Genomic DNA, 12394 nt, shown 5'->3' with positions numbered 1-12394 from the left:
TTCGAGAGGGTGACACCTTTAGACGCTGGAGGGACAGCACCCCCCTCTGCCCTGCCGGGCATCTCCCCCGCAAGGGGGGAGATTAGCAGTTCGGACGCTGGTGCTCGTCCTGCAGCGTTGGCGATGGCGAAAGCCAAGGTGACGGCTGATCTCCCCCCTTGCGGGGGAGATGCCCGGCAGGGCAGAGGGGGGTTGGCGGGAACTCGACGCGGGCGATTGGCCACGCCCGTCCGCCTACACGTCCACCCCGAACATCTCCCTGGCCTGCTCAGCCGTATAGTACCCGAGCCTGACATCCTCGGCGACCTGCTTCGGGTCGCGCTCGCGCGGATCGCCGTAACCGCCGCCGCCGGGCGTGCCGACACGCACGCGGTCGCGGGCCTTGAGCGCGATGTCCTGTTCCTTGGAAAGATGCGGCGGCACATGCGCTTCGCCGTTGCGGAACACGGTCACGCTGTTCGGCGCGCCGTCCTTGCCGCCGAGCGCGCCCTGCGGACCGAAACGGCCGTGATCCATGACGAACGACGCGCGGGCTTCACCGCGCAATAGCTCGACTTCATAGGCAAGCCCAAAGCCGCCGCGATGTTTTCCCGCGCCGCCGGAGCCTTCGCGCAGCGCATAGTGCCGGTAGAGCACCGGAAAGGCCTGCTCCATGATCTCGACCGGCGGCGATTTCGAAATGCCGATGGTCGAGCAGCCATTGCTCAACCCGTCATGGCCGGCATTGCCGCCATAACCGCCGCCCGAGATCTGGTACATGACATAGTCGCGCCCGCGCGCCGGGTCGTTGCCGCCGAGCGCGAAATTGCCGCTGGAGCCGGCGGGCGCCGCCGTCACCTTTTCCGGCAGCGCCTGCACCATAGCGGCGAATACGGCTTCGGCGATGCGCTGCGAAACCTCCGCCGCGCAGCCCGAGACCGGGCGCGGATATTTGGCGTCGAGGAACGTGCCTTCCGGCCGCTTGACGTTTAGCGGCTCGAAGGCGCCGGCGCTGATCGGCACTTCTGGAAAAATATGCCGCATGGCCAGATAAACCGACGACAGCGTCGTCGCCAGCACGCTGTTCATCGGCCCGGCGCAGGGTTTCGATGAGCCGGCAAAGTCGAAGGTCAGCGTGTCGCCTTGCTTCTCGACGGCGAGATTGATGGTCAGCGGCTCGTTCACCACGCCGTCGGAATCGACGAACGCCTGCGAGCGGTAGACGCCGTCCGGGATCACGGCGATCGAGGCGCGCATCTGCTCAGCGGCGCGGCGGCGCAGTTCGGCAATGGCCTCGACGACGGTTTCGTCACCGTAACGATCGAGAATTTCGTTGAGCCTATCCTGGCCGATCAGCAGCGCGGCGGCCTGCGCCCGGATGTCGCCGATGCGCTGGTCGGCGACCCGGATGTTGGAACAGATGATGGCGTAGATTTCCGGATCGAGCGCGCCCTTCTTGAACAGCTTTACCGGTGGAAGACGCAAGCCCTCTTGTTCGACCGCGGTGGCGGAGGCTGAGAAGCCGCCCGGCACCGAACCGCCTATATCCGGCCAATGACCGGTGTTGGAAAGCCAGCAGAAGATCTTACCGCCGCGATAGACCGGCATGACGAAGCGCACATCCATCAGATGCGTACCGCCGAGATAGGGATCGTTGACGATGTAGATATCGCCGGGCTCCGGCGCCAGGCATCGTCCTCCGGCGATCATCTCGATGACGGTCTTGGTCGAGTATTGCATGACGCCGACGAAGACCGGCAGGCCCTGGCTGCCCTGCGCGATCAGCGAGCCGTCGACGGCCGAATAGATGCCGTCCGAACGGTCATTGGCTTCCGCGATGACCGGCGAGAAGGCCGCGCGCGAGAAGGTCAGGTCCATCTCGTCGCAGACCTGCTGCAGCGCGGCCTGCAGCACCGAAAGGGTGATCGTGTCGAGCTTTGCCATCTTAAGCCTCGCCGATGTCGATGATGATGTTGCCGTCGGCATCCGAGCGCGCCCGGTCGCCTGGTTCGAGCACGGTGGTGGCATCCATCTGTTCCAGGATCGCCGGACCCTCGATTGTTGTATCGAGCGGCAGTTTTTCGCGGGCATAGACCGGCGTGTCGTGCCAGCGCCCGCTGTACCAGACCGGCCGGATTTCGCGCCGCGCCTCCTCGAGCGTGGCGGCACGTCCTGCGGGGTCGATCAGCCGCGACAGGTCGATCTGCGGCCGCACGCCGGTGACCGAGGTGTTGAGGTTGACGAGGTTGGCGCGGATCTCCGGCAACTCGACCTTGAAGCGGGCGAAATAGGCTTTTTCGAACAGAAGCTGCAGTGTTTCTCGTGAAACCGACGAGGAGGGCAGCGGCACGTTGATGATGTGCGTCTGGCCGACGAACTGCATGTCGGCCGAATGGGTGACGCGGATCGCGTCGGGTTTCACCGCTTCCTTGGCAATCAGCGCCTCACCTTCGTTACGGTGCCGTTCCAAGACCTCGCGAAGCGCGGTTTCATCGAGGCCGCCGACCGGCTGGTTGATTGTGTTGACGAAGTCGTGCCGCAGATCGGCCACAACGCAGCCGAGCGCGTTGGTGATGCCCGGGCGCGCCGGCACGAGCACCCTCGGCAGGCCGAGCTCGCGGGCGAGCGCCGTCGCGTGCAGCGGTCCGGCGCCGCCGAAGGCGAACAGCGCGAAATCGCGCGGATCGTGGCCGCGCGAGACCGACACCATGCGGATCGCGCCCGCCATCTTCATGTTGCCGAGCCTCAGCACAGCGCCCGCCGCTTCGACGCCGGAGAGGCCTGTGCGCTTGCCGATCTTCTCCTCGAAAATCCCGGTGACGCGCTCGACCGTGACCGGATTGTCGACCGCCAGCAATTTCTTCGGCGCCAGGCGGCCGAGCACCAGATTGGCGTCGGTGATGGTCGGCTCGATGCCGCCGCGCCCGTAGCAGATCGGGCCTGGGTTGGCGCCGGCGCTTTCCGGGCCGATCTGGATCAGCCCGGCCGCATCGACGCGCGCGATCGAGCCGCCGCCGGCGCCCACCGTGTGCACCGCCACCATCGGCACATGGATCGGCATCGCATATTCGATCTCGATCTCGTTGGAGACGGCGGGTTCGGCGTTGCGGATCAGCGCCACGTCGGTCGAGGTGCCGCCCATGTCGTAGGTGACGAGATTGCCGAAGCCGGCGCGTTTTCCCGTATAGGCGGCGGCGATCACGCCGGAGGCCGGGCCGGACATCACGGTCTTGGCCGATTCCTGCGTGACGAAGCGGGCCGAGATCATGCCGCCATTGCCGTTCATGATCAGGAAGTCGCGCGCATAACCTTTCGCGGCAAGCTCCTTGCGCAGCCGCTCGACATAGCGTTCGAGGATCGGCTGAACCGAGGCGTTGACTGCCGCGGTGACGCCGCGTTCGAACTCGCGCGCTTCCGAAAGCAGCGCATGGCCGGTGGTGATGTGGCTGTTCGGCCAGAGCTCCGCCGCGATCTCTGCCGCACGCCGCTCATGCGACGGGTTGGCGTAGGAGTGCAGGAAATGGATGACCAGCGACTCGCAGCCGGCGTCGAGCAGCGCCTTCACCGCATCGCGCATCTCGGCTTCGTCGAGTTGAATGCGCACGGCGCCCGACGCCTCGACCCGCTCCGACACTTCCAGCCGAAGGTCGCGGGGAATGACGGGGACAAAAGTGCCCGTCATTCCATAGGCCTGCGGCCTTGTGCGGCGCCCAAGCTCAATCACATCGCGAAAGCCTCGGGTGGTGATCATGCCGGTCCGCGCCAGGCGACGTTCCAGCACGGCGTTGGTCGTAGTCGTCGTGCCATGCACGATGAGGTCGATGCCGTCGATCGGAAAACCGGTGGCGCCAAGTGCCGCGACGACGCCGAAGGCCTGGTTTTCCACCGTGGTCGGTGTCTTTGCGATATGGACCTTGCCGCCCGCCTTGCCGTCGATCAAAAGCAGATCGGTGAAGGTTCCGCCGACATCGATGCCAGCCACGACGTTTCCCACCGACACCGAAAATTTCTCATTCATTGCCGAAACCCGAAATGCCAGGACTACGGATATGCCTCGGTTTGGAAAGGCGTTTTACGCCGCCATCTTGACCTGGAGATCATTTGTATACTAATAAATTCCGGACACAAGAGCTTACCGCTTGACAGTGTGCAGGGAGCACGCCGGAACCTGACCGTTCGGGCGCGCACGAGAAGGTTTGGCGCCAGAAGGTTCCGTCTGGGCCGGAAAGTTGGGTTGGAATGAACACGACATCCGCGTTGAACGTCGCCGGCGCAAAGCCGCTGCAGTTCCCGATCCCGGCCAATGTCTATGCCGAGACCGTGGTGTCGGTGAAGCATTATACCGACCGATTGTTCTCCTTCCGCATCACCCGGCCGCAGTCGCTGCGCTTCCGCTCCGGCGAGTTCGTCATGATCGGCCTGCCCAATGCCGAGAAGCCGATCTTCCGCGCCTATTCGGTCGCGAGCCCCGCCTGGGACGACGAGCTTGAATTCTTCTCGATCAAGGTCCCGGACGGTCCGCTGACCTCCGAGCTGCAGAAGATTGAGGTCGGCGACACCGTCATCATGCGCCAGAAGTCGACCGGCACGCTGGTGCTCGACGCGCTGACGCCCGCCAAGCGCGTGATCATGATCTCGACCGGTACCGGCATCGCGCCCTTCGCCAGCCTGCTGCGAGACCCCGATACCTACGAGAAGTTCGACGAGGTCATCCTCACCCACACCTGCCGCGACAATGCCGAGCTCACCTATGGCCAGGAGCTGGTGGCCGGGCTGGAGAGCGACCCGCTGATCGGCGAGCTGACCGGCGGCCGCGTCACGCTCTACAATTCGACGACCCGCGAGGAATCGGCGCGCATGGGCCGCATCACCGCGCTGATCGGCTCGGGCAAGTTCTATGCGGACCTCGGCATCGAGAAACTCAATCCTGAGACCGACCGCATCATGATCTGCGGCTCGATGCATATGCTGAAGGACGTCAAGGAACTCGCCGAAAGCCTGGGCTTCCAGGAAGGCTCCTTGAGCCACCCGGCCAGCTTCGTCGTCGAGCGCGCTTTCGTCGGCTGAGACATATCGCGGTCCGCCTGCTTTGTTGGAGGCGTCTGAGATTAGCGACGGCATTCGCGCTTCGTCATTCTAGGGCGGAGCAAGGAGCGGAGCGAGCAGACCCTAGAATCAATGCCGTTACGCTAAGGCGTTGCGGCGGTTACAGAATTCTGCACCGTTGCACTCTGTGGCAGAGGTCACGGCATGGATATTCGGGTCAAGCCCGAGTATGACGAAGGGATGGGTATTTCGGCCAATCTCCAACGCATCGAGCGCCTACCCAGCATGATGTTTTGACCATACGGTCAAAAATCTGCTGCCTGAGCGGGCTTTTTGCGCTATGACCCTTTGAAAGACTCGTGAAGCATCGCTTCACGGGCTATCTTCGTTCGTGCCACCCAATGACACCCACGAAGATATAAAAGCGCAAAGGCGCTGAGTGAAAGGGCAGGAGATGAGCACGATCCGCGAGGCCGGCGCAGGCGCGCCCAAGGTGATGCCGCTGCCGGCGCGCGCCGCCGCCAACACGCCGCTACCGCTGGAGCACGGCATTGCCCGCAACCCCGGCATGAAGCTCGATCTCGGCTTCCTGGAATCGGTGCGCAGCGTCAACCGCTCGGCGCTGGAGCGCCGCGTCGCCACGCTCACCAAGCGCCGCTCGATCAAGGCGGACAACCAGGCCGCCTGGCTCTTGCGCGCTATTGCCTGCATGGACCTCACCACGCTGAACTCCAACGATACCGACGAGCGCGTACGCCGGCTTTGCGCCAAGGCGATCAACCCGCTGCGTCGCGATATCGTCGAGGGCCTCGGCATATCAGGCGAGGCGATCCGTCCGGCGGCGGTCTGCGTCTACCATCCCTTCGTCGCCACCGCGGTTGACGCCGTGCGCGGCACCGGCATCCATGTCGCCGCCGTTTCCACCGCCTTTCCGCACGGCCTTGCGCCGCTCTCGACCCGCCTGCAGGAGATCGAAGCATCGGTGAAGGACGGCGCCGACGAGATCGACGTCGTCATTCCGCGCGGCCTGGTCTACGGCGCCAAGTGGCGTGAACTGTTCAACGAGATCGTCGCCATGCGCGCCGCCTGCGGCGATGCGCATCTCAAGGTTATCCTCGGCACCGGCGACCTCGCCACGCTGCGCAACGTCATGCTCGCCTCGATGGTTGCGATGATGGCGGGCGCCGATTTCATAAAAACCTCGACCGGCAAGGAAAGCGTCAACGCCACGCTGCCCGTTGGCCTTGCCATGGTGCGGGCCATCCGCGCCTATTTCGAGGAGACCGGCTACCTCATCGGCTTCAAGCCGGCCGGCGGCATCTCGACCGCCAAGGTGTCGCTCGACTGGCTGGTGCTGATGAAGGAAGAGCTCGGCCGTCCCTGGCTCGAGCCGGACCTGTTCCGCTTCGGCGCCTCCAGCCTGCTCACCGACATCGAACGCCAGCTCGAACATCATTTGACCGGCCGCTATTCGGCCAACCACCGCCACGCGATGGCGTGAGCTTCCACCCTCCCCCTTGTGGGGAGGTCGCCGCGCAGCGGCGGGGTGGGAGTCGTACAAACCAGATCAGCCAGTCCAATGAACGAAACCATCAGCCATTTACCCCCACCCCGGTCGGCTTTGCCGATCGACCCTCCCCGCAAGGGGGAGGGTAAAGGAGGCGCCCCATGAACATCCTCGAACGCTATCACGCCATGGAATACGGCCCGGCGCCGGAAGCTCGTAACGAGGCCGACGCCTGGCTCGCCGGCCGCGATTTTTCCAAGGCGCTGTTCATCGACGGCGCATGGAAGGCGGCGGCAGGCGGCAGGACATTCGAGACCAGCGAACCGTCCTCCGGCAAGCTGCTTGCCAAGGTCTCGGATGCCGGCGCCGCCGACATCGATAGCGCGGTTGCGGCGGCAGCAAAGGCGCTGCCAAAATGGTCGGCATCCTCGGGCTACGCCCGCGCGAAAGTGCTCTATGCCATCGGCCGCGCCATGCAGCGCCACCAGCGCCTGTTCGCGGTGCTGGAATCGATCGACAACGGCAAGCCGATCCGCGAGAGCCGCGACATCGATGTGCCGCTGGCGATCCGCCATTTCGTCCATCATGCCGGCTGGGCGCAGACGCTCGAGAAGGATTTTCCCGATCACAAGCCGGTCGGCGTCGTCGGCCAGGTCATCCCGTGGAATTTCCCGCTGCTGATGCTGGCCTGGAAGATTGCGCCGGCTCTGGCCGCAGGCTGCACGGTGGTGCTGAAGCCGGCCGAATTCACGCCGCTCACCGCCATATTGTTCGCCGAGATCTGCGAGCGGGCCGGCGTGCCGAAGGGCATCGTCAACATCGTCCAGGGCGGACCGGAGGCCGGTGCGGCCATCGTCAATCATCCCGGCGTCCAGAAGATCGCCTTCACCGGCTCTTCGGAAGTCGGCAAGATCATCCGCAAGGCCACCGCCGGGTCGGGCAAGAAGCTTTCACTGGAGCTTGGCGGCAAGTCGGCCTTCATCGTCTTCGAGGATGCCGATCTCGACAGCGCCGTCGAAGGTCTGGTCGACGGCATCTGGTTCAACCAGGGCCAGGTCTGCTGCGCCGGCTCGCGCTTGCTGGTGCAGGAAGGCGTTGCGGAGGCCTTCATCGCCAAGATCAAGGTCAGGATGAGCCGGCTGCGCGTCGGCAGCCCGCTCGACAAGAACACCGATATCGGCCCGCTGGTCGATCGCACGCAGCTCGACCGCGTCAAGGGCCTGATCGCGGAGGGCGCGAAACAAGGCGCCGTCTGCTGGCAGCCGGACGCCGCTTTGCCATCCTCCGGCTATTATCACTTGCCGACGCTGGCGACGGGTGTTTCGCCGGCTAATATTCTGGCGCAGGAAGAGGTCTTCGGCCCGGTTCTGGCGACGATGAGTTTCCGCAACACCGAGGAAGCGATCGAGCTTGCCAACAACACGCGCTACGGCCTTGCCGCGTCCGTTTGGAGTGAGAACATCAACCTCGCCTTGCATGTCGCGCCGCAATTGAAGGCGGGCGTGGTTTGGGTCAACGGCACCAACATGTTCGACGCCGCCTGCGGCTTCGGCGGCTATCGCGAAAGCGGCTTTGGCCGTGAAGGCGGCCGCGAAGGCATGTTCGAATATCTCGCCGCCAAGCTGCCGGTCGGCCCCGCCATCAAGCCGGCCGCGGCCGGCTCGGCCCAGCCGGTCGAGCAGGCCGACGGCTTGGCCATCGACCGCACGGCAAAACTGTTCATCGGCGGCAAGCAGGTGCGCCCGGATGGCAATTACTCGATCGCCATTGCCAGCGCCAAGGGCAAGCTGGCAGGCGAAGTCGGTCTCGGCAACCGCAAGGATATCCGCGACGCCGTCGCAGCCGCGCGTGGCTGCAAGGCCTGGCCGGAGGCGACGGCCTTCAACCGCAGCCAGGTGCTTTATTACTTCGCCGAGAACCTGTCGGGCCGCGCCGACGAGTTCGCCGCGCGCCTTGTCCAACTCACCGGCGTCGGCGCCAAGGCCGCGCGCGAAGAGGTCGAGCAGTCGATCGAGCGGTTGTTCCTTTATGCTGGCCTCACCGACAAGTTCGAAGGCCGCGTGCACCAGCCGCCGGCCCGTGTCGTGACACTTGCGCTGCATGAGCCGGTGGGCGTCGTCGGCATCGTCGCGCCGGATAACCAGCCGCTGCTCAACTTCATTTCGCTGGTCGCGCCGGCGCTTGCCATGGGCAACACCGTTGTTGCCGTCCCGTCGGAGCGCCACCCGCTGCTGGCCACCGACCTCTACCAGGTGATCGAATATTCCGACATTCCGGCCGGCGCGATCAACATCGTCACCGGCCGCGGCGCCGAGCTTGCCGGCGTGCTGGCCAAGCATGACGACGTCGACGGGCTCTGGGTCTTCGCCGATGCCGACACCTGCGCCAAGGCGGAGGCCGACTCCATCGGCAACCTCAAGCGCGTCTGGACCGGCAATGGCCGCAGCCTCGACTGGGCCTCGGGGGAGGCGGCAGGCGAGGTCTTCCTGCGCCGCGCCATCGAGGTCAAGAATGTCTGGGTGCCTTACGGCGATTGATCGCTTACGAAGCGCGGCGTGCCCGAATGGTCCAGGGCAGCGGAACTTGTTGCCCGGTTGTCATACAAGTCCTTGCGCCGCGACAGACTATATGCATTAAAGCAGCTGCCGCGAAGGTGATCGCGTTCGGGCTTGACGCCCGGATGGGTGTTCTTTAACGAGAAAAAACATCTTGTCCGTGGCGGAGGGCGCGGGTCGGCAAGGATTCTGGCCGGCCGCCGGCCATCCGGGTCAATGCATGTCGCCCAAAAGTGCGCAGCGGTTTTGGGAGAACGACATGCATCAAAACAAATACTTAAAGCGCGTTGCATGAATTCGTTTCAACGCGACACGCTTTAAGTCCAAAGCGTGAGGAGAACAGCATGGCGGATCTTGCAGGCAAGGTCGTTGTTGTCACGGCCGCGGCCCAGGGCATCGGCAAGGCGAGCGCGCTGGCTTTCGCCAAGGCAGGCGCCACCGTCCATGCCACCGACATCAACGACGCCTTGCTGGCCCAACTCGGCAAGACGCCTGGGATCAAGACCCGCAAGCTCGATGTGCTGAGTGACACGGCCGTCACTTCCGTCTTCGCCGAGATCGGCCAAGTCGACGTGCTGTTCAACTGCGCCGGTTTCGTCCATGGCGGCTCCATCCTCGAGATGAAGGACGAGGATCTCGACTTCGCGCTCAACCTCAATGTCCGTTCGATGATCCGCACCATCCGCGCCGTGCTGCCGGGCATGCTGGAGCGCGGCGACGGCTCGATCATCAACATGGCCTCGCTGGCAAGCTCGCAAAAGGGCGTGCCGAACCGCTTCGTCTACGGCCTGACCAAGGCGGCCGTGGTCGGCCTGACCAAAGCGGTCGCGGCCGATTATGTCGCCAAGGGCATACGCTGCAACGCGATCTGCCCGGGCACGGTCGAAAGCCCGTCGCTTCAGGACCGCATGCATGCCCAGGGCGACTATGAGGCAGCGCGCGCGGCCTTCATCGCCCGCCAGCCCATGGGCAGGCTTGGCACGCCGGAGGAGATCGCCGATCTCGCCGTCTATCTTGCCGGCGCAACCTACACGTCGGGGCAGGCCTATAATATCGATGGCGGCTGGTCGATCTGACGAGAGGCTCGGATATCGGTGGGGCGGTCGGATCGAAACGTCTGAAAATCTCGACGATTTGGTCGGCATAGCAGCGAGGCTTGCTTGCCGTGGACGGGGTCGGCAACTACGGTCCGCTGGCTTCGATGGGAATTTGCAAAACCGGCCCTTGGCCGCAAGGTGGAGAACGTTGAGATGAAGTTGTTGCGCTATGGCGAAGCTGGCTGCGAAAAGCCCGGCCTGCTCGATGCGGATGGGACGATCCGCGACCTTTCGGCTCATGTCGCCGACATCGCCGGCACGGCGCTCCATCCGGCCTCGCTGGAGATGCTTTCGAAGCTCGATCCGAAGTCGCTACCGGTGGTTCCCGGCAAGCCGCGCCTGGGCGCCTGCGTCGCCGGCACCGGCAAGTTCATCTGCATCGGCCTGAACTATTCCGATCACGCCGCCGAGACCGGCGCCACCGTGCCGCCCGAGCCGATCATCTTCATGAAGGCAAGCTCGGCGATCGTCGGGCCCGATGACGACGTGCTGATCCCGCGCGGCTCGGTCAAGACCGACTGGGAAGTCGAGCTCGGCGTGATCATCGGCAAGACGGCGAAGTATGTCTCGGAGGACGACGCGCTGGATTATGTTGCCGGCTATTGCGTCGCGCATGACGTCTCCGAGCGCGCCTTCCAGGCCGAACGCCAGGGCCAGTGGACCAAGGGCAAGTCGTGCGACACCTTCGGCCCGACCGGCCCCTGGCTGGTCACCAAGGACGAGGTCGCCGACCCGCAGAACCTGAAGATGTGGCTGACCGTCAACGGCAAGACAATGCAGAACGGCTCGACCAGGACCATGGTCTATGGCGTCAAGTATCTGGTCGCCTATCTCAGCCAATTCATGTCGCTGCATCCCGGCGACATCATCTCCACCGGCACCCCGCCCGGCGTCGGCCTCGGCATGAAGCCGCAGGTGTTCCTGAAGCCCGGCGACGTCGTAGAGCTCGGCATCGAAGGGCTCGGCCAGCAGAAGCAGACCTTCAAGGCGGACGAGTAAGGTGCGACTATCCCTTCTCCCCTTGTGGGAGAAGGTGGATCGGCGCGCAGCGCCGAGACGGATGAGGGGTGCTCCAGCGGAGTGCCGCCTTGAAGATTGAAGATATCCCACGCTTCATTCTGCCGCGACGAGATCCTTCCAACCCCCCTCATCCGGCCGCTTCGCGGCCACCTTCTCCCAAAAGGGGAGAAGGGGAAGCCGGCGCTACTTCAGCACCTTCCCATCCGCCCCAAACCGATACGTCTTCGCCGCATCCGGCGTTGCGTAGAGGGTCGCGCCCGGCTCGGCGTTGTAGACGCCGAAGATGCGCACGGTGATCAGCCCGGCCTTCTCGCAGTCGAGATAAAGATTGGTGTCGGCGCCGAGATGCTCGGCATGCACGACCGTGCCTTTCCAGGCGCCTGACGTCGCGTCGACTGTGAGGTGCTCCGGCCGCACGCCTATGGTCTTGGCCGTCTCGCCCAGCCTGGCGCCGTCGATGAAATTCATCTTCGGCGAGCCGATGAAGCCGGCGACGAATTCGTTGGCCGGCGAATTGTAGAGCTCCATCGGGCTGCCGATCTGCTCGATGCGTCCGGAGTTGAGCACCACGATCTTGTCGGCCAGCGTCATCGCTTCGACCTGGTCGTGGGTGACGTAGATCATCGTCGCCTTCAGCCGCCGGTGCAGCTGCGCGATCTCAAGTCTGGTGTTGACGCGCAACGCGGCATCGAGGTTGGACAATGGTTCGTCGAACAGGAACAGCTTCGGTTCGCGCACCACGGCGCGGCCGATGGCGACGCGCTGGCGCTGGCCGCCCGACAGTTCCGCCGGGCGGCGCTCGAGATAGGGCTCCAGCGACAGCATCGCGGAGGCGATCTTGATGCGCCGCTCGATCTCGGCCGCCGGCGTGCCGGCCTGCTTCAGGCCAAGCGCCATATTGTTCTTCACCGTCAGATGCGGGTAGAGCGCGTAGGTCTGGAACACCATGGCGATGCCGCGCTTGGCCGGCGGGGTAACGGAAACGTCCGTGCCATCGATCAGCACGCGGCCGGAGGTCGAATCCTCAAGGCCGGCAATGACGCGCAGCAGCGTCGATTTTCCGCAGCCGGACGGGCCGACGAAGACGACGAACTCGCCGTCCGTCACTTCGAGGTCGATGCCCTTCAGCACCTCGATCGGCCCGAAAGCCTTCTTCACATTCTCGATCTTCAGCGAACCCACGGCGTCGT

General features: G+C 64.6%; 8 protein-coding genes. 5 read left to right on the top strand and 3 right to left on the bottom strand.

All coding sequences use genetic code 11. The features are described 5' to 3' along the window. Positions 1–234 precede the first annotated feature (234 nt). Both LB523_RS16320 and LB523_RS16315 read right to left on the bottom strand, forming a co-directional pair. Positions 235–1923, bottom strand: coding sequence for a hydantoinase B/oxoprolinase family protein (locus LB523_RS16320; protein WP_224604442.1), 1689 nt, complete (start codon positions 1921–1923; stop codon positions 235–237). Between the two features lies 1 nt (position 1924). After that, positions 1925–3997, bottom strand: a complete 2073-nt coding sequence (locus tag LB523_RS16315) for a hydantoinase/oxoprolinase family protein (RefSeq protein ID WP_224604430.1) — start codon at positions 3995–3997, stop codon at positions 1925–1927. 221 nt (positions 3998–4218) lie between these two features. Between LB523_RS16315 and LB523_RS16310 the strand changes: the two genes are divergently transcribed. From LB523_RS16310 to LB523_RS16290, 5 genes are all read left to right on the top strand, one after another. Continuing rightward, complete coding sequence (locus LB523_RS16310) at positions 4219–5046, top strand: ferredoxin--NADP reductase (protein WP_224604427.1); 828 nt, start codon at positions 4219–4221, stop codon at positions 5044–5046. A gap of 433 nt (positions 5047–5479) precedes the next feature. Continuing rightward, the gene (gene deoC / locus LB523_RS16305; protein WP_224604425.1) at positions 5480–6526 is read left to right on the top strand and encodes a deoxyribose-phosphate aldolase; all 1047 of its coding nucleotides are present in this window, start codon (positions 5480–5482) and stop codon (positions 6524–6526) included. Positions 6527–6693: 167 nt separating this feature from the next. Beyond that, the gene (locus tag LB523_RS16300) at positions 6694–9069 is read left to right on the top strand and encodes an aldehyde dehydrogenase family protein (RefSeq protein ID WP_224604423.1); all 2376 of its coding nucleotides are present in this window, start codon (positions 6694–6696) and stop codon (positions 9067–9069) included. A gap of 362 nt (positions 9070–9431) precedes the next feature. After that, complete coding sequence (locus tag LB523_RS16295; RefSeq protein ID WP_224604422.1) at positions 9432–10163, top strand: SDR family oxidoreductase; 732 nt, start codon at positions 9432–9434, stop codon at positions 10161–10163. A 174-nt stretch (positions 10164–10337) separates the two neighbouring features. Continuing rightward, positions 10338–11183 (top strand): fumarylacetoacetate hydrolase family protein, encoded by an 846-nt coding sequence (locus tag LB523_RS16290; protein WP_140844603.1) that lies wholly within the window; start codon positions 10338–10340, stop codon positions 11181–11183. A gap of 204 nt (positions 11184–11387) precedes the next feature. On the opposite strand, the gene LB523_RS16285 is transcribed toward LB523_RS16290, so the two are convergent. Continuing rightward, positions 11388–12386: an ABC transporter ATP-binding protein gene (locus LB523_RS16285; protein WP_224604419.1), complete on the bottom strand. Its 999-nt coding sequence runs from the start codon at positions 12384–12386 to the stop codon at positions 11388–11390. Between the last annotated feature and the right edge of the window lie 8 nt (positions 12387–12394).

Origin of the sequence: Mesorhizobium sp. ESP-6-4, from assembly GCF_020164735.1 — a bacterium.
GTDB lineage: Bacteria > Pseudomonadota > Alphaproteobacteria > Rhizobiales > Rhizobiaceae > Mesorhizobium.
Note: the sequence above shows the minus strand (reverse complement) of the source record. Positions and strands in the feature narration are given on the sequence as shown.

Bases quoted from the DNA above. Each gene is read 5' to 3' on its own strand.
- LB523_RS16320 (WP_224604442.1), bottom strand. From the start codon at position 1,923: ATGGCAAAGCTCGACACGATCACCCTTTCGGTGCTGCAGGCCGCGCTG.
- LB523_RS16315 (WP_224604430.1), bottom strand. From the start codon at position 3,997: ATGAATGAGAAATTTTCGGTGTCGGTGGGAAACGTCGTGGCTGGCATC.
- LB523_RS16310 (WP_224604427.1), top strand. From the start codon at position 4,219: ATGAACACGACATCCGCGTTGAACGTCGCCGGCGCAAAGCCGCTGCAG.
- deoC (WP_224604425.1), top strand. From the start codon at position 5,480: ATGAGCACGATCCGCGAGGCCGGCGCAGGCGCGCCCAAGGTGATGCCG.
- LB523_RS16300 (WP_224604423.1), top strand. From the start codon at position 6,694: ATGAACATCCTCGAACGCTATCACGCCATGGAATACGGCCCGGCGCCG.
- LB523_RS16295 (WP_224604422.1), top strand. From the start codon at position 9,432: ATGGCGGATCTTGCAGGCAAGGTCGTTGTTGTCACGGCCGCGGCCCAG.
- LB523_RS16290 (WP_140844603.1), top strand. From the start codon at position 10,338: ATGAAGTTGTTGCGCTATGGCGAAGCTGGCTGCGAAAAGCCCGGCCTG.